This is a genomic window from Mesorhizobium sp. 8, from assembly GCF_006351905.1.
GTDB lineage: Bacteria > Pseudomonadota > Alphaproteobacteria > Rhizobiales > Rhizobiaceae > Mesorhizobium > Mesorhizobium composti.
Genome location: NZ_CP040914.1, coordinates 161,169 through 176,211, shown reverse-complemented (window position 1 = coordinate 176,211; position 15,043 = coordinate 161,169). Strand labels below are relative to the sequence as shown.

The 15,043-nt window shown below is 66.6% G+C and carries 19 protein-coding genes; 8 read left to right on the top strand and 11 right to left on the bottom strand.

What is annotated here, in order from left to right:
* The 7 genes from FGU64_RS00915 to FGU64_RS00885 all read right to left on the bottom strand — a co-directional run bounded on the left by FGU64_RS00915 (window position 1) and on the right by FGU64_RS00885 (window position 6,366).
* A complete protein-coding gene (locus FGU64_RS00915; protein WP_139950527.1) occupies window positions 1–891 on the bottom strand; it encodes an alpha/beta hydrolase in 891 nt (296 codons plus the stop codon).
* Between the two features lie 46 nt (window positions 892–937).
* On the bottom strand, window positions 938–2,551 hold the full coding sequence (locus FGU64_RS00910; RefSeq protein ID WP_139950526.1) for a molybdopterin-binding/glycosyltransferase family 2 protein: 1,614 nt from the start codon (window positions 2,549–2,551) through the stop codon (window positions 938–940).
* The gene (locus tag FGU64_RS00905; protein WP_139950525.1) at window positions 2,548–3,252 is read right to left on the bottom strand and encodes an XdhC family protein; all 705 of its coding nucleotides are present in this window, start codon (window positions 3,250–3,252) and stop codon (window positions 2,548–2,550) included. Before FGU64_RS00905 ends, FGU64_RS00910 begins: the two co-directional genes overlap by 4 nt.
* 3 nt (window positions 3,253–3,255) lie before the next feature.
* Window positions 3,256–3,594: an XdhC family protein gene (locus FGU64_RS00900; protein WP_139950524.1), complete on the bottom strand. Its 339-nt coding sequence runs from the start codon at window positions 3,592–3,594 to the stop codon at window positions 3,256–3,258.
* 63 nt (window positions 3,595–3,657) lie between these two features.
* The gene (locus tag FGU64_RS00895; protein ID WP_139955219.1) at window positions 3,658–4,881 is read right to left on the bottom strand and encodes a VWA domain-containing protein; all 1,224 of its coding nucleotides are present in this window, start codon (window positions 4,879–4,881) and stop codon (window positions 3,658–3,660) included.
* A gap of 31 nt (window positions 4,882–4,912) precedes the next feature.
* The gene (locus FGU64_RS00890; protein ID WP_139950523.1) at window positions 4,913–5,842 is read right to left on the bottom strand and encodes a MoxR family ATPase; all 930 of its coding nucleotides are present in this window, start codon (window positions 5,840–5,842) and stop codon (window positions 4,913–4,915) included.
* A gap of 29 nt (window positions 5,843–5,871) precedes the next feature.
* Window positions 5,872–6,366 (bottom strand): flavin reductase, encoded by a 495-nt coding sequence (locus FGU64_RS00885; protein ID WP_139950522.1) that lies wholly within the window; start codon window positions 6,364–6,366, stop codon window positions 5,872–5,874.
* A gap of 199 nt (window positions 6,367–6,565) precedes the next feature.
* On the opposite strand from FGU64_RS00885, the gene FGU64_RS00880 reads away from it, so the two are divergent.
* The gene (locus FGU64_RS00880) at window positions 6,566–7,642 is read left to right on the top strand and encodes a branched-chain amino acid ABC transporter substrate-binding protein (protein ID WP_139950521.1); all 1,077 of its coding nucleotides are present in this window, start codon (window positions 6,566–6,568) and stop codon (window positions 7,640–7,642) included.
* Window positions 7,642–8,643 carry a P1 family peptidase gene (locus FGU64_RS00875; RefSeq protein WP_139950520.1) on the top strand — a complete coding sequence of 334 codons (1,002 nt, stop codon included), beginning with the start codon at window positions 7,642–7,644 and terminating at the stop codon, window positions 8,641–8,643. Before FGU64_RS00880 ends, FGU64_RS00875 begins: the two co-directional genes overlap by 1 nt.
* Before the next feature lie 21 nt (window positions 8,644–8,664).
* Here FGU64_RS00875 and FGU64_RS00870 read toward each other — a convergent pair whose 3' ends face one another.
* A complete protein-coding gene (locus FGU64_RS00870) occupies window positions 8,665–8,916 on the bottom strand; it encodes a DUF2171 domain-containing protein (protein WP_136360090.1) in 252 nt (83 codons plus the stop codon).
* Between the two features lie 125 nt (window positions 8,917–9,041).
* Here FGU64_RS00870 and FGU64_RS00865 point away from each other — a divergent pair, with 125 nt between their 5' ends.
* The 4 genes from FGU64_RS00865 to FGU64_RS00850 all read left to right on the top strand — a co-directional run bounded on the left by FGU64_RS00865 (window position 9,042) and on the right by FGU64_RS00850 (window position 11,943).
* A complete protein-coding gene (locus FGU64_RS00865) occupies window positions 9,042–9,773 on the top strand; it encodes a DUF2259 domain-containing protein (protein WP_139950519.1) in 732 nt (243 codons plus the stop codon).
* A 116-nt stretch (window positions 9,774–9,889) separates the two neighbouring features.
* Window positions 9,890–10,312: a hypothetical protein gene (locus FGU64_RS00860; protein ID WP_139955218.1), complete on the top strand. Its 423-nt coding sequence runs from the start codon at window positions 9,890–9,892 to the stop codon at window positions 10,310–10,312.
* 60 nt (window positions 10,313–10,372) lie between these two features.
* The gene (purB, locus tag FGU64_RS00855; protein WP_139950518.1) at window positions 10,373–11,680 is read left to right on the top strand and encodes an adenylosuccinate lyase; all 1,308 of its coding nucleotides are present in this window, start codon (window positions 10,373–10,375) and stop codon (window positions 11,678–11,680) included.
* Window positions 11,681–11,754: 74 nt separating this feature from the next.
* Complete coding sequence (locus FGU64_RS00850; RefSeq protein ID WP_139950517.1) at window positions 11,755–11,943, top strand: hypothetical protein; 189 nt, start codon at window positions 11,755–11,757, stop codon at window positions 11,941–11,943.
* Between the two features lie 15 nt (window positions 11,944–11,958).
* Here FGU64_RS00850 and FGU64_RS00845 read toward each other — a convergent pair whose 3' ends face one another.
* Complete coding sequence (locus FGU64_RS00845; RefSeq protein ID WP_139950516.1) at window positions 11,959–12,786, bottom strand: VOC family protein; 828 nt, start codon at window positions 12,784–12,786, stop codon at window positions 11,959–11,961.
* A gap of 199 nt (window positions 12,787–12,985) precedes the next feature.
* On the opposite strand from FGU64_RS00845, the gene FGU64_RS00840 reads away from it, so the two are divergent.
* The gene (locus tag FGU64_RS00840; protein WP_139955217.1) at window positions 12,986–13,534 is read left to right on the top strand and encodes an alpha/beta hydrolase; all 549 of its coding nucleotides are present in this window, start codon (window positions 12,986–12,988) and stop codon (window positions 13,532–13,534) included.
* 42 nt (window positions 13,535–13,576) lie between these two features.
* Here FGU64_RS00840 and FGU64_RS00835 read toward each other — a convergent pair whose 3' ends face one another.
* Window positions 13,577–14,350, bottom strand: a complete 774-nt coding sequence (locus FGU64_RS00835; RefSeq protein ID WP_139950515.1) for an HpcH/HpaI aldolase/citrate lyase family protein — start codon at window positions 14,348–14,350, stop codon at window positions 13,577–13,579.
* 108 nt (window positions 14,351–14,458) lie between these two features.
* On the bottom strand, window positions 14,459–14,782 hold the full coding sequence (locus FGU64_RS00830; protein ID WP_139950514.1) for a DUF1476 domain-containing protein: 324 nt from the start codon (window positions 14,780–14,782) through the stop codon (window positions 14,459–14,461).
* Between FGU64_RS00830 and FGU64_RS23155 the strand changes: the two genes are divergently transcribed.
* On the top strand, window positions 14,772–14,936 hold the full coding sequence (locus FGU64_RS23155; protein ID WP_168734607.1) for a hypothetical protein: 165 nt from the start codon (window positions 14,772–14,774) through the stop codon (window positions 14,934–14,936). The genes FGU64_RS00830 and FGU64_RS23155 overlap by 11 nt on opposite strands.
* The last annotated feature ends 107 nt before the right edge of the window (window positions 14,937–15,043 follow it).

Below are 15,043 nucleotides of genomic sequence, written 5' to 3'. Positions count from 1 at the left end.
CTATTTGGCCAGCGACAGCATCCAGTTCAGCGTCTCACGCCAGTCGGTCATGCGGATCGGGGTGCCGTGCGTGCCCGTCTCGAAGCGCACGAAGCGGGTGGGGTAACCCGGCGCCTTCGCCAGGATCGAGCGGAAGAAGGCTTCCTGATTCTGGACGGGAAAGACCGGGTCCTTGCTGCCCTGGCCGAAGAACACCGGGATGCGGCGCTTGAAGGCGGGGCTTGAGAAAAAGCTTTCGTCCCACAACGAGCCGAGCAGCAGCAGGCCGTTCAGGCGGGCGCCGGTGTCTCTGCGGCCGGCCAGCTTCCAGCACAGCGCCCCGCCCATCGAGCCGCAGGCGACATAGATTTTTGCCTGCGGCGACTGCTCGGCATAATGCCCGATCAGCGCCGCCACCTGCGCGGCACCGGTATCGCCGAAATCGGTAAAGTCCGGCGAGAGATAAAGGCCGCCATTCGCCGCCATCAGGTTCTTGATGCGGTTGAAGTTGCCGCCGAAGGTGAAGTCGTCGACGCCCTGCCGGCGCGAACCGCCCTGCCCGTGCAGGTAAAGCACGATGACGGAAGCGCCCTCGGTCTTGCCGACGGCGAAATGGCGGATCGCGCCGGCATCCGTCTTCAGCACGAGATCGCGCTGGACCGAGCGGACGCCGAGCGAGACGTACTGGGAGTGAACGCGCTTTTCCGGCACCTCGTCGCGGCCGTTGATGTCGCGCATCTCGCGGTAGTCGATCACGCGGTAGAGATCGCCCTTTTCGGACGCGAGCTGCGCCGGATAGGCGAACAGATCGTCCTTGTAAGGTTTCAGGGCCTGGGCCGAGGCGGGCGCAACGAGGGCGAACAGCGCGAACGCAGCCAGAAGGGTTTTGGGGAGCGAAAACGGCGAAACCATCCTGCAGGCTTGCTTGCTTCGCCGCGGCCTTGTCAACAGCCGGCGATCAATCCTGAAGCACGCCGCCGGCGATTTCCAACGCCTCGCGCGTATCGACGTCGATGGCGGCACCGGCACCGATGTCGATATCCAGCACCTCCACACCGCCATTCTCGACGAGATGGCGGGCGCCCGTGTCGCCTTCTAGATGTGTCACCGCCTCGAACAACGTCTTCGGCAGAAGCACGGGATTGCCGCGCTTACCCTCATGGGCGGCACGCACGACGGCCCGGTCGCCGGACTTGTGGAACGCCTCGATCAGCCGGTCGAGGTCGGCGGCGGAGACGCCGGGCATGTCGCCCAGCACCACCAGCGCGCCGGCCGCGGCGGCCGGCAACGCGCCGATGCCGGCCTTCAGCGACGTGGACAGGCCCTCGGCGAAGGCCGGATTATCGGCAAAGGCGACGGGCAAACCGTCCAGCGCCGCCTTCACCCGCTCGCTTTGGTGGCCGGTTACGACGATGACGCTTTTCGCCCTAGAGGCCAGCGCGCGCTCGACCGTGCGGCGCACCAGCGGCTTGCCGTCGAACAGCGCCATCAGCTTGTTCGGCCCGCCCATGCGGCTGGAGCGGCCGGCGGCCAGAACGACGGCGGTTACCGTACCGGCGGCTGGGGCCGGCGCGGGTTCGCGCGGCTGCGGCCGGGTGGGGATTTCCATCAGGAGACCGCCGACGCCCATGCCGGCGATATCCTCCTTGGTCACGCCGATGCCGGAGACGATGCGGTCCAGCACCCAGTCGAAGCCGTTCAGCCGCGCGCTGCGAGCACAGCCCGGCGCGCCGAGCACCGGCTTGCCGTCGCGTTCGCCGAGCACGAACAGGTTGCCCGGGTCGACCGGCATGCCCGAGCGGAAGACGGTGCCGCCGGAAGACTGGATCGCCGCCGGGATGACGTCCTCGTCCGGATCGCTCATCGCCGAGGCGCCGAACACCAGCACCATGTCGCTGTCGCCGGCAAGATCGCGGATGGCCTGCGCCACCTCGGGCGCGGCATGCGGCGTGCGAATCTCGCCGGACACCGTGCTGCCGGTGCGGCTCAGCCGCTCCTCGGTGACACGCAGCGTCTTGTCCAGCACGCTCGCCTTGATCGAGGGCAGCACGGTCTGCACCACGCCCACCCGCATCGGCCGGTAGGCGTGCATGGCGAACGCCTCGCGCGTGGCGGCCAGCGCCAGCACTTTTTGCAGCGTCGCTTCCGGCACCGCGAAGGGGATGATCTTGATCGTCGCGACCATCTGGCCTTCGACCATCGGCGCGAAGGCCGGCATGGTGGCCAGCGTGATGTCAGGATCGACAAGGTTGATGGCATCGACCAGCGGCTTGTCCACGGCGAAGATACCGGTTCGTGTGGCGTGTAAATTTACCCGGCCGGTCGCCGCCGGTCGCGCCTCGATGCCGGAAAAGCGAAGCGCCGCCGCGATGCGGGTGGCCGCCTCGTTTTCCTCGACGTCGTCGGGTGCCAGCGTGGCGACGATGATCTCCTTGAAGCCGGCATCGCGCAGAACGGCGACGTCCTCGGCCGAAAGCAGCCGCGCCTTCCTGAAACGCGCCTGCCCGGCGACGGTCGAATGCGCAAGGATCGCGCCCTCTGCTTCCTCCAGCGGAACGGGACCGAATTTCACGCCACCGCGTCCTTCGCTTCGAGGCCGCGGGTGCGGAAGGCGCGGATGATCTGGGCGAGCACCGCAACGGCGATCTCGGCGGGGCTGGCGGCGCCGATGTCGATGCCGATCGGCGCATGAATGCGGCCGATCTGGTCGGCGCTGGCACCGAGCGCCAGCAGACGCTCGACGCGTCTGGCGTGGGTTTTCCGGCTACCCAGCGCGCCGATGTAGAAACAGCCGGCGTCGAGCGCGGCCTTCAGCGCGAAATCGTCGATCTTGGGATCATGGGTGACGGCGGCGAGCGCCGTGTAGCTGTCCAGCGGCTTGCGGGCGAGCACGTCCTGCGGCCACTCGGCATCGAGCGCGACGTCCGGGAACCGTTCGGCGGTGGCAAAGGCGGTGCGCGGGTCGATGACCTCGACGGGGAAGCCGGCGACCTTCGCCATCGGCGCCAGTGCCTGGCTGATATGGACGGCGCCAATCACCACCATACGCGGGCTGGGCAGATGCACGTTGAGGAAGAGCTTCTTCCCGTCCGCCTCGACGGAGCCGGACCTGCCGGTCTGGAAAACCCGCCGGAGCGCATCGGCCAGTTCGCCACCGACCGTATCGTTTTCATGGAGCAAACGGCTGGAGCCGTCATCGAGATCGGTGACCAGAACAGCGGCGCGACGCGCGCGGCGGTCGGCATTCAGCTCCCTGAGCGCGGAAAGGTCCATGGGTCAGGCCAGGCGCTCGACATAGACTTTGATGCGGCCGCCGCAGGAGAGGCCGACCTGCCAGGCGGTCTCGTCGGCGACACCGAATTCCAGCATGCGCGGCTTGCGGCTCTCCAGCACGTCCATCGCCTCGGTCACCACCGCGCCTTCGACGCAGCCGCCCGAGACGGACCCATGGAAATTGCCTTCGGCGTCGATGACCAGATGGCTGCCGACCGGACGCGGTGCGGAACCCCATGTCTCGACCACCGTGGCGAGCGCGACGTCTCTGCCCTCGCCGACCCAGTTCTCCGCGATCTGCAACGGGTCGCGGATTTCATCGATTTGCGCTGGGTTGTCCATGACGGAACCTCCTTGCATCCTCGATGGCGGGCATCCCCCGCATCGGGGCACCGTTATATATGGCTACGCAACACGACCGCTTGCAACCCCCGACTTTTGTGCCAGATGCCCCAGCCAGCGGCGCGGATCGACATGGGCGGCCGCGCGGCTGTCGAGCGACGCGACGAGGTCGGCCAGCGCGTCGAGATTGTGCACCGGGCGGAACTCGTCGACATGCGGCAGCATGGCCCTGACCCCCCTGGCGCGCGCCTCGAAACCGTCGAACCGCAGCAGCGGATTCAGCCAGATCAGCCGGCGGCAGGATTTGTGCAACCGCTCCATCTCCTCGGCAAGGTTGCCGATGTCGTCGCGCTCCAGTCCGTCGGTTATCAAGAGCACGACGGCGCCCTGCCCGAGCACCCGGCGCGACCACAGCCGGTTGAACTCGCCAAGCGCCTCGCCGATGCGGGTGCCGCCGGACCAATCCTTGACGGCTGCGGAGCAGTCGGCCAGCGCCTGATCGGGATCGCGATGGCGCATCTGGCGCGTCAGGTTGGTCAGCCGCGTGCCGAAGACGAAAGCGTGGACGCGGCGGCGCTTTTCGCCGAGCGCGTGCAGGAAATGCAGGAAGATGCGGGTGTACTGGCTCATCGAGCCGGAAATGTCGGCCAGCACCACCAGCGGCGGATGCACTTCGCGCCGGGAGCGGAATTTCGGCAGGATCAGCCCGCCACCGGTGCGGCTCGCCGCCCGCATCATGGCGCGCGGATCGATGCGGCTGCCTTGGCGGTCGGGCCGGAAGCGGCGCGTCTCCACGCGGTCGAACGGCAGCTTCAGCTCGGTGATGGCGCGGCGTGCGTCCAGCAGTTCCTCGGCGCTCATCTGGGCGAAATCCTTGCCGCGCAGCATCTCGTTGCCGGAAACGGTGAAGCGGGCGTCGATCTCGATCTCGGGGATTTCGCTGAGCGGTTGGTTCTTTTCATGTCCCTCGAACAGCGCCCGGCTGACGCGATGCTCCGCCGCGCGCGGCTTCGCTTTCTCGCGGTTGTCGGGCGCGACCGGCGAGAACATCGCCAGCATCTTCTCGATCAGCTCGCGCGACTTCCAGAACAGGCGGAACGCCTCGTCGAAGGTCGCGTGGTCCTCGCGGCGCGAGACGAGCACCGAATGCAGCGTCCAGTAGAAATCGTCGCGGCTGCCGATGCCGGCCGCCAGCACCGCCTCGATGGCGTCCTTGACCGAGGCCGGACCGACCCGCAAACCCGCCTTGCGCAGCGCGCGGGCGAAATAGACGATGTTGTTGGCCATGCGGCCGTCGTCCCGCGCCTCGATCACCGCCCTACTCCGCGGCCGCCAGTTCGGCCTTCACCTCGTCGAGGATGCGCTTGCCCTCGCCCTGGCCGATGCGGGCGATGTCGTCCTGGTATTTCAGCAGAACGCCGATCGTGTCCGACACCGTCTCGGGGTCGAGCGCCACCTTGTCCAGCTCGGTCAGCGCGCCGGCCCAGTCAATCGTCTCGGCGACGCCCGGCGCCTTGAACAGTTCGATCTGCCTCAGCCGCTGCACGAAGGCCACGACCTCGGCCGACAGCCGCCGGTTGGCGCCCGGCACCTTGCGGCCGACGATCTCCAGTTCGCGCTCAGCGTCCGGATAGTCCACCCAGTGGTAAAGGCAGCGGCGCTTCAGCGCGTCGTGGATCTCACGTGTGCGGTTGGTGGTGATGATGACGATGGGCGGCTCCTCCGCCCTGATGGTGCCCAGTTCCGGCACGGTCACCTGGAAATCGGAGAGGATTTCCAAAAGGTAGGCCTCGAACGCCTCGTCGGTGCGGTCGAGTTCGTCGATCAGGAAGACAGGCGCGGCACCGGTCTTGCCGGTCAGCGCGTCGAGCACCGGGCGGCGGATCAGGTATTTTTCGGAAAAGACGTTCTTCTCCATGGACGAGCGCTCGACCGAGCCCGCCGCCTCCTCCATGCGGATCTCGATCATCTGGGCGGCGTAGTTCCACTCGTAGACGGCCGAGGAAACGTCCAGCCCCTCGTAGCATTGCAGGCGGATGAGCCGGCGTCCCAACGCCGAAGCCAGCACCTTGGCGATCTCGGTCTTGCCGACGCCGGCCTCGCCTTCCAGGAACAGCGGCCGCTGCATGCGCAGCGACAGGAACAGCACCGTCGCCAGCGCGCGGTCGGCGACATAGTCGGCCCCGGTCAGCAGGTCGAGCGTTTCATCGATCGTCCCCGGCAAGGGACGCGGGACAGGTGAAGTCAATTTGTGCTCCGTGCCTGCGGCCGGGCACGTCACAGGATATGATAGCCGCGGTCGTGATAGATCAGCGGATGCAGGTTATCGCCGAGGCGCAGGCCTGTCACCTTGCCAAAAAGCACACGATGCGTGGCCATGTCCTTGGCCTCGACCAGTTCGCAGTCGAAGACGGCCAGCGCGTCCTTCAGCGCCGGTGCGCCGGTGGAGATGACGTCCCATTCGGCCAGCGCGAAACGCTCTTCGGACGACAGGCCGGTCTGGCCGGAAAAGCCGGCCGCCAGATCGTGGTGATGCGAGGCCAGTGTGTTGAGCGCAAAGCGGCCGTTGGCGGCGAAAGGCTCGTTGCGCGGGTTCTCGCGGTTGAGGCAGGCCAGCACCATGGGCGGCGAATCCGACACCGAACAGGCAGCGATCACGGTCGTGCCGCGCCGGCCGGCGGGGCCGTCGGTGGTGATGACGTGCACATGGCCGGCAAAATGGCTCATGGCATCGCGATAGGCCTGAGGCCCTATGTCGTTCATCTTCAGCACGATTGAATTCCGTCGCCTGTTCCCGCCACGCTGACCCCGGATGGCATGGCCTATTCCGCATGTATGAGTGAACACCATAGGCTGCAAGGAAGCGTTAAGGCGGCTTGTGGCCTTTCGCGAGTTGCGAAGCCAGGGGCAGGCCTATACGACTGGCGCGGAAAACCGGGCTCAGCCGGCGAAGGGAATCTTTCTGACAGGTATGCGCATAACCGCCGCCAACCTTGCCGTCGCTGCCGCCCTCACCTGGAGCGGTCCTGCGGGCGCGCAGGACCTTGCCATCGGCGTGGCAGCGCCCTTGTCGGGACCATCCGCGCCGCTAGGCCGCCAGGTCGAGGCCGGCACCGCTGTCGCCGCCAAGGCGCTGGGCGTGCAGGTCAGCACCGTTGACGACGCCTGCACGGCGGAAGGCGGAGTTGCGGCTGCTAAGCAGTTCGCGACCGAAAAGGTCGCCGCCGTCGTCGGCTTCCTGTGCACGGAATCGATCGAAGCGGCCCTGCCCATCCTCAAGGACGCCGGCATTCCGGTCATCACCGTCGGTGTACGCACCGAAAGTCTCACAGACCGGCGCGAAAAGACCGGCTGGTCGGTGTTCCGGCTTGCGCCGCGCGGCGACGACGAGCGCAACGCGGCCGCCACGATCCTGACGAGACTCTGGCGCGCGCAGCCCTTCGCCATCGTCGACGACGGCACCATCTACGGCCGCGAACTGGCCGAGACGGTGCGCAACGCGGCCGAGCAGGCGGCGCTGAAACCCGTCTTCATCGACACCTACCGACCCGACATGGACAACCAGATCGGCCTTGCCGGCCGGCTGAAGAAGGCGGGGGCCGAACAGGTTTTCGTCGGCGGCGACGGCGACGACGTTGCGATCCTCGGGCGCGACGCGGCCAAGCTGGACGCCGGCATCACCGTCGCCGGGGGCGAGGCGCTGCGCGCCGCCCCGTCCGACGTGCCCTATGTAGACGGCACGCTGATGATCGCCGAGCCCGAATGGGCCGATATTGCCGATGGTGATACGCTCGAGGCCTTCAGCGCCGCCGACGTCATCCCGGAAGGCTATGCCCTGCCCGTCTATGCCGCCGTGCAGATCGTCAAGGCGGCGGCGGCGCAGGCTGCCGGACGCCCCTTGGCCGATGTGCTCGGCGGCCAGGATTTCGCCACCGCCATCGGGTCGATCCGTTTCGACGCCAAGGGCGACCTGACGCAGAACCCCTACCGCGCCTTTCGCTTCGAAGGCGGGGCTTTTGTGCCGTTGCCGCAACCGGAAAATCAGTAATGTTCCGCACCGGGCCGAAGAACCTCATCACCGACGTCGCGGGCCTCAAGGTCGGCAACGCCGAGGACGCCAGGCTGAAATCCGGTATCACCGCCGTTCTGTGCGAGACGACGGCCGTCGCTTCCGTGCAGGTTCTCGGCGGCGCGCCGGGCACGCGCGAAACCGACCTTCTGGAGCCGCACAACACGGTGGAAGCCGTCAACGCCGTGGTGCTTTCGGGTGGGTCTGCGTTCGGCCTCGACGCCGCCTCCGGCGTGCAGGCGGCCTTGCGGGAAAAGGGCATAGGCTTCGAGGTCGGCGGCCACCACATCCCCATCGTGCCGGCGGCGATCCTGTTCGACCTCATCAACGGCGGCGACAAGGACTGGGGCCGCTACCCGCCCTATCGCGAACTCGGCTATGCGGCCGTGCAAGCCGCCGCTGCCGACTTTTCGCTGGGCAGCGCCGGCGCCGGGACCGGCGCGCTGGTGGCCGGCCTGAAAGGCGGCCTCGGCTCGGCCTCGACGGCGTTGGCCAGCGGCATAACCCTCGGCGCGCTGGTCGCCGTCAACGCGGTCGGTTCGGCAACGATCGGATCGAGCCGGCACTTCTGGGCAGCGCCCTTCGAGATCGGCACGGAGTTCGGCGGGCTTGGGTTGCCGGCGGCGCAGCCGGAAGACGCCACCGCCATCCGGCTGAAAATCCGCCAGGAGATGGCCAACACCACCATCGCGGTCATCGCCACCGACGCGGTGCTGACCAAGGCGGCCGCCAAGCGGCTGGCGATTTCGGCGCATGACGGCTTCGCGCGGGCGCTGTGGCCGGCGCACACGCCGATGGACGGCGACCTCGTCTTTGCGTTGGCGACGGGGGCCAGCGGCATCGCCCCCTCGCCCGACCAAGCGATCGACCTCTATGCCGCCGCCGGCGCAACCATGGCGAGGGCCATCGCACGCGGCGTCTTCGCCGCCACGCCGGCTCCCAGCGATCTGCTGCCGGCGTGGTCCCGGCGCCACGGCTGACCGCCGTTCGCCGTCAGGACCTCACGTCGGGTCGCCCTCTTCCTCCTCGAACTCGTCCACGGCAACATCGGCGTTCGCCGACAGGCGCACCCTGTCGCCCTCGACGCCGGCCACGAGGCTCGCCGGAATGTAATGGTGATGCCCCTTGTGCGAGCCCATGCCGCTGTCGGCCTTGGTCAGCTTGATGCGGTCGCCCTCCATCCTGTCGACGGTGCCGATATGCACGCCGTCGGCGCCGATCACTTCCATATGTTCGCGGATATTGCTGTTCATGGCGATTCTCCGTTTGGGCAGGAACGCAAAACGGCCGACCGGCCGTTTGGATGCTTCGCCGCAGCGATATTTCTGGTGCACTGCCGCCCGGCTCCTGCCATCATGAAGGCAAAGCGAGGGATTCCATGGAAATACGACCCGCCCTGTTCGCCGCCGCTCTGGCCGCGCTATCGGCGGCACCGGCCTTAGCCGGCGATGCCGCGCAGTTGGAAATCCTCGGTTTCTCCAAGGATGGCGGCGTCTTCGCCTTTGAGGAATACGGCGTGCAGGACGGGTCCGGCTTTCCCTATGCCAACCGCTACTACATCGATACGGCGACCGACACTTTCGTGAAGGGTACGCCGGTCAAGGTGCGGCTGGACGACGAAAACGCCTCGCTGGCCGACGCCCGCAAAGAGGCACGCGCCAAGGGCGAAGCGATCATCAAGGAAGACGAACTCGCAGCCAATCGCGGCTTCACGGCCGGGTTCAACGCGATCACCGAACTTTCGGCCGATCCGCACCGCATGGTCGTCAACCCGCGACCGGTCTTCCCCGCCATCGACCCGCCGCTGGAATTCCGGCTGCAAGAAGTCGCTCTCAACAACCTGCCCGGCATGGAAACCTGCAACAGCCAGGGCGCGATCAACGGCTTCCGGCTGACCAGCATCGACGCCAGCGACGGTGGCCGGACGAAAGTCCTGCACGAGGACAAGACGATCCCGCAAAGCCGGGGCTGTCCGAACGGCTACCGCATCGGCGGCGTGCAGACGTTCTCGAAAGACAAGCTCAGCGCCTACGCCGTGCTGATCTCGGTACGGCAATACGGCTTCGAGGGCCCGGACCATCGCTGGATCGCCGTGACCGGCCGCCTGTGACGATCCTTTCCTCCCAAAACGCGCCGCATCCGGGAGTGCGGCTTGTCGCCCGTTTCGCGCTGGCCCTGCCGCCTTGGCGGGCAGCGCTTGCCGGCGCGCTGCTGTGGGGGCTCGCCATGGGCGCCAGCGCGCTTGCGGCCCTGCTCATCGACCGTTGGGAAACGCCGGCGTCGATCCGCACCGTCGTTGTCCTGTTCGCAGGCGGCGGAGCGGTCGGCTTTCCGGTCGCGCTCTATGTCGCCCGGCTGCTCGCCATCGGCGCGCGGGCGGAACCTGCCTTCGCGGCCGCCTTCGTCTCGCTGGCGGCGGCGACGATCGGCTTCACCGCCCTGTTCTTCGCGCTGTACTATCGCAGCTACTACGCGCAATGGCATGCCGAGACACTAACCCGGTTCTGGGCGATCCAGTTCGTCCATACGGCAGCGGGCGCGGTGTACCAGTTCGCCGTCCTGGGTCTGCGGCTTTATTTCCCCTTTGGCTTCGCCGCCCTGTTCGTCGGCGCGCTGATGAGCCTGCGCTTTGTCCGCCATGCGCGTTGAGGAATCCGCCCGGCTCTGTTAGGAGGCGGCGACAATTCCCACACACGGCAGGACCGCCCGATGATCCCACGCTATTCCCGGCCGGAAATGGTCGCCATCTGGTCGCCGGAGACGCGCTTCCGCATCTGGTTTGAGATCGAGGCGCATGCCTGCGACGCGCTGGCCGAACTCGGCGTCATCCCGAAGGAAGCGGCCAAGACCATCTGGGAAAAGGGCGGCGCCGCGACCTTCGACGTCGAGCGCATCGACGAGATCGAGCGCGTCACCAAGCACGACGTCATCGCCTTCCTCACCCATCTGGCGGAATTCGTCGGACCGGACGCGCGCTTCATCCATCAGGGCATGACCTCGTCGGACGTGCTGGATACCTGCCTCGCCGTGCAATTGACCCGCGCCAGCGACCTCCTGCTCGCCGACATCGACGCGCTTCTGGCGGCGCTGAAGCGCCGCGCCTTCGAGCACAAGGACACGATCACCATCGGCCGCAGCCACGGCATCCATGCCGAGCCGACCACCTTCGGCGTCAAGCTGGCGGAAGCCTATGCGGAATTTTCCCGCGCCCGCGAGCGACTGGTGCATGCGCGCGAGGACATCGCCACTTGCGCCATTTCCGGCGCGGTCGGCACCTTCGCCAACATCGACCCCTATGTGGAAGAGCACGTCGCGAAAAAGCTCGGCCTGAAGCCGGAGCCGGTCTCGACGCAGGTCATCCCGCGCGACCGCCACGCCATGTTCTTCGCCACGCTCGGCGTCATCGCCTCGTCCATCGAGCGGCTGGCCATCGAGATCCGCCATCTGCAGCGCACCGAGGTGCTGGAGGCGGAGGAATATTTCTCGCCCGGCCAGAAGGGCTCGTCGGCCATGCCGCACAAGCGCAATCCAGTGCTGACCGAGAACCTGACCGGCCTTGCCCGCATGGTGCGCTCCTACGCCATGCCGGCGATGGAGAACGTGGCGCTATGGCACGAGCGCGACATCTCGCACTCGTCGGTCGAGCGCATGATCGGCCCGGACGCGACGGTGACGCTCGATTTCGCGCTTGTGCGGCTCACGAGCGTCGTCGACAAGCTGCTGGTTTATCCGGACAATATGCTGAAGAATTTGAATCGCTTCCGCGGGCTTGTTCACTCGCAGCGCGTGCTTCTGGCGCTGACGCAGGCCGGCGTGTCGCGCGAGGACGCCTACCGGCTCGTCCAGCGCAACGCCATGAAGGTGTGGGAACAGGGCAGGGATTTCCTCGAAGAACTCCTGGCCGACAAGGAGGTCACGGCCGCCCTTCCAGAGGCTGAAATCCGCGAGAAATTCGACCTTGGCTACCACACCAAGCATGTGGATACGATCTTCAGGCGGGTGTTCGGAGAAGCTTGAGGCGGAACCGCCAGCTTCGCATCGGCGTTTAATGGCGAATTTTCGCTGGAGCGCCCATGCCGAAGACGGTGCGAATGCCCGAACCTGAAGAAGTGCCGATCCATACGCAGGAGCCTTCCGGCTGGCACGGCCATATCGGCTGGTTCCTGCGCGGCTTCGTGGTGGCGGCGCTGCTGTTTGGCGCCTTCCTCGTCTATCAGGACTATTCCAGCAGCGCTGTCGCCAGCCATGACGACACGCGCACGATCATCGTCGGGAAATAGACGGCACGGCCGGTCTCAGGCAGCCGTCGCCACGGCCTTGTCTGGCACCAGCCGGATGAGCGTGCCCCATGGATCCTGCTTCTCGCTTGCCGCCGACGCCTGCGAAGACCGCAACTCGACCCACGACAAGCCGCTGCGGGACGGATCGCGGCGACCGGCGCCGGGGCTCTGCCAGGTGTTGCCGGCGATGTGGTGGTGGTAGCCGCCGGACGACATGAAGGCCGCCTGCGTGCCGTAGCGCGCCACCGTGTCGAAGCCATACGCCTCGTTCCAGAAGCTTTCGGCCGCTCGCGGGTCGCCGACGCGCAGATGGACATGGCCGACGACGGTGTTTTCCGGCATGCCCTGCCAGGCGGCGTCGCCTTCCGGTACCGAGCCGACAACGCCTGGTATATCCATGCGCGCGGTCGCCATCTTGACCATGCCGTTTTCCCACGCCCAGCCTTCATGCGGCCGGTCGGCATAGATCTCGATGCCGTTGCCTTCCGGATCGGTCAGGTAGAGCGCCTCGGAAACGATATGGTCGGAGGCGCCATCGATCTGGATACGATCGGCGATGGCGTGGTTGATCCAGCGGCCGAGGTCGGCGCGGCTGGGCAAAAGGAAGGCCGTGTGGAAGAGGCCCGCGGCGCGCGGATCGTCCAGCTTGGCGGCGGCGTCGCGCTCCAGCACCAGTAGCGGGCGGCCGGGCGAGCCCAGCGTGATCGTCTCACCGTCGCGCGACAGTTCCTGTAGGCCGACGATCGTGCGGTAGAAATCGGCCAGCTTGTCGGCCTCGCGGGCCTTCAGACCGACGCGGGCGACGCTGATTGGCGTGGTGGCGGCAAAGGGCAGTTCGCTCATCATGAACTCCTTGGGCGGCGCACGTCGCCGCGCTTGTGTGGTGCGCCGCATCCAGATGTGGCACTTCCTTGCCCTACAGATCGTCTATCGCCATCGTTCACACAAGATAGATAAATGCGAACATCGTGTTCACATTTTTGACTACGCTCCATCGACCGACGCGGTTGCGCGCCACGGTGCGGCTCGCTACATGCCGGCCATGAAAGTCAAGGACGCAGATATCCTCATCGTGCCGGGCTACACCAATTCCGGCCCCGACCACTGGCAAAGCCGCTGGGAGGCGAAGCTCTCCACCGCCCGCCGAGTCGAGCAGGCGGAGTGGTCGAAGCCGGTGCGCGAGGACTGGACGGCGACAGTGGCGAAGGCCGTCAACGAGGCCGAAAAGCCGGTGGTGATCGTGGCGCATTCGCTCGGCGTGCCGAGCGTCGTGCAGGCGCTGCCGCACTTCCGCAACAGGGTGGCCGGCGCCTTCTTCGTCGCGCCGCCCGACGTCGCCAATCCCGAGGTCAGGCCGCGCCACCTGATGACATTCGGACCCTACCCGCGCGATCCGCTGCCCTTTCCGTCGATCACCATTGCCAGCCGCAACGATCCCTACTGCGCCTTCGAGGTCGCCGAGGATATCGCCTCGGCTTGGGGCTCGCTGTTCATCGACGCTGGCGAGGCCGGCCACCTCAACAGCGAATCCGGCCACGGACCGTGGCCGGAAGGCTCGATGACCTTCGCGCAGTTCATGAGTAAGCTGTAAGGTAGCGAGCAGGGATAGCCCTACCCTCTATCCGCCACTCTCTTATTTCCCGATCGCTTCCCTGATGTTGCCGATCAGGGTCTTGGCGCCGAGCGCGATCAGCGCGTGCTCGGAACATCCGGCCAGCAGCCGGTAGCCCATCTTGACGGCGCGGCCGGCCATCTTCGGATCGATGATGTAGATGGCACAGTGCTTGCCGGCCGCGCGCGCCCGGGTCGCTACGGCGCCGACCGTCTCCATCATGTCCTCGAGCGTCGAATCCACCTTGGCGCCCTTCGTCCAGGCAATGGAGAAGTCCGACGGGCCGAGGAAGATGCCGTCGATGCCGGGCGTGGCCAAAATGCCGTCCAGCGCGTCGAGCGCGGCGCGCGTCTCGATCATGGCGAAGGCCAGCGTGCGAGTATTGCTCGTCGCCAGCCATTCGGCGTAGTCGCCCTTGCCATGGCGCGGAAAGGCGTAGGTCGGCCCCCAGGAGCGCCCGCCCAGCGGCGGATACTTCATCGATTCGGCGAAGGCCCTGGCGTCGGCGACCGAATTGATCATCGGGGCGATGACCGCCTCGGCGCCGAAATCCAGCGCGCGGCTGGCCATGTCGAAGCGGCCGACCGGGATGCGCACGATCGCCGGCTTGTCCACTGCCAGGACCGGGGCGATGGAGCGCAGCACGCTGTCCTCGTTATGGCCGCCGTGCTGCATGTCGAGCGTGACGCAGTCGAAGCCCTGCCTGGCGACGATCTCCACCGTCAGCGCGTCCGGCACGCCGGACCAAGCGGAAATCAGGGTTTCGTCAGCCTCCAGGCGCGTTCTCAGCGACATCAGTCCATCCTCATTGGCTGAATCCAGTTTCAGCCGGAAATGCCTCGAAAGGCAAAGAAAAACCGCCCGGAAAGCCGGGCGGTCGATTGGTCCACGAGAAGCGTCCGATCAATCGGCGTTCTTCACCTGCTCGGCCGCGGCCGCCATCAACTCGTCCATGGTGCGGCGGATCTGGTGGTCCGACTGGTCGACGCCGGCGGCGTCGAAATCCTTGCGGATCTTGCGGAAAACGTCGTGGTCGCCGGCTTCCTCGAAATCGGAATTGACCACTTCCTTGGCATAGGCGTCGGCGTCGGCGCCGGTCTTGCCGAGTTTTTCCGCAGCCCACAGGCCGAGCGCCTTGTTGCGGCGGGCCACTGCCCGGAATTTCTGTTCCTCATCGAGCGCGAACTTGCGCTCGAAGCCTTCCTGGCGGTCCTTCATGCTGGTCATGGCATTCCCTCCGGTGGAAAAGCGAGTCATCGCCGGTGAATATGTCGTCGCCGAGCACAAACCAAATGGGCGCGGATCGGTCAATATGCAAGCTCCCATGCTGCACCGCGACATTCCGGTTTCAAATCGGTTGATTGGCCGTATTGCTCATTGAGCAAAGGCTGCGATTGAGGTAGGACCGCGATTGAAACCTCCCACGCCGCATCATGCGCGCAAGAAAGGGACCGGTCGCTTGACGCCTGCCCTTCCAGCCAGAGAAAA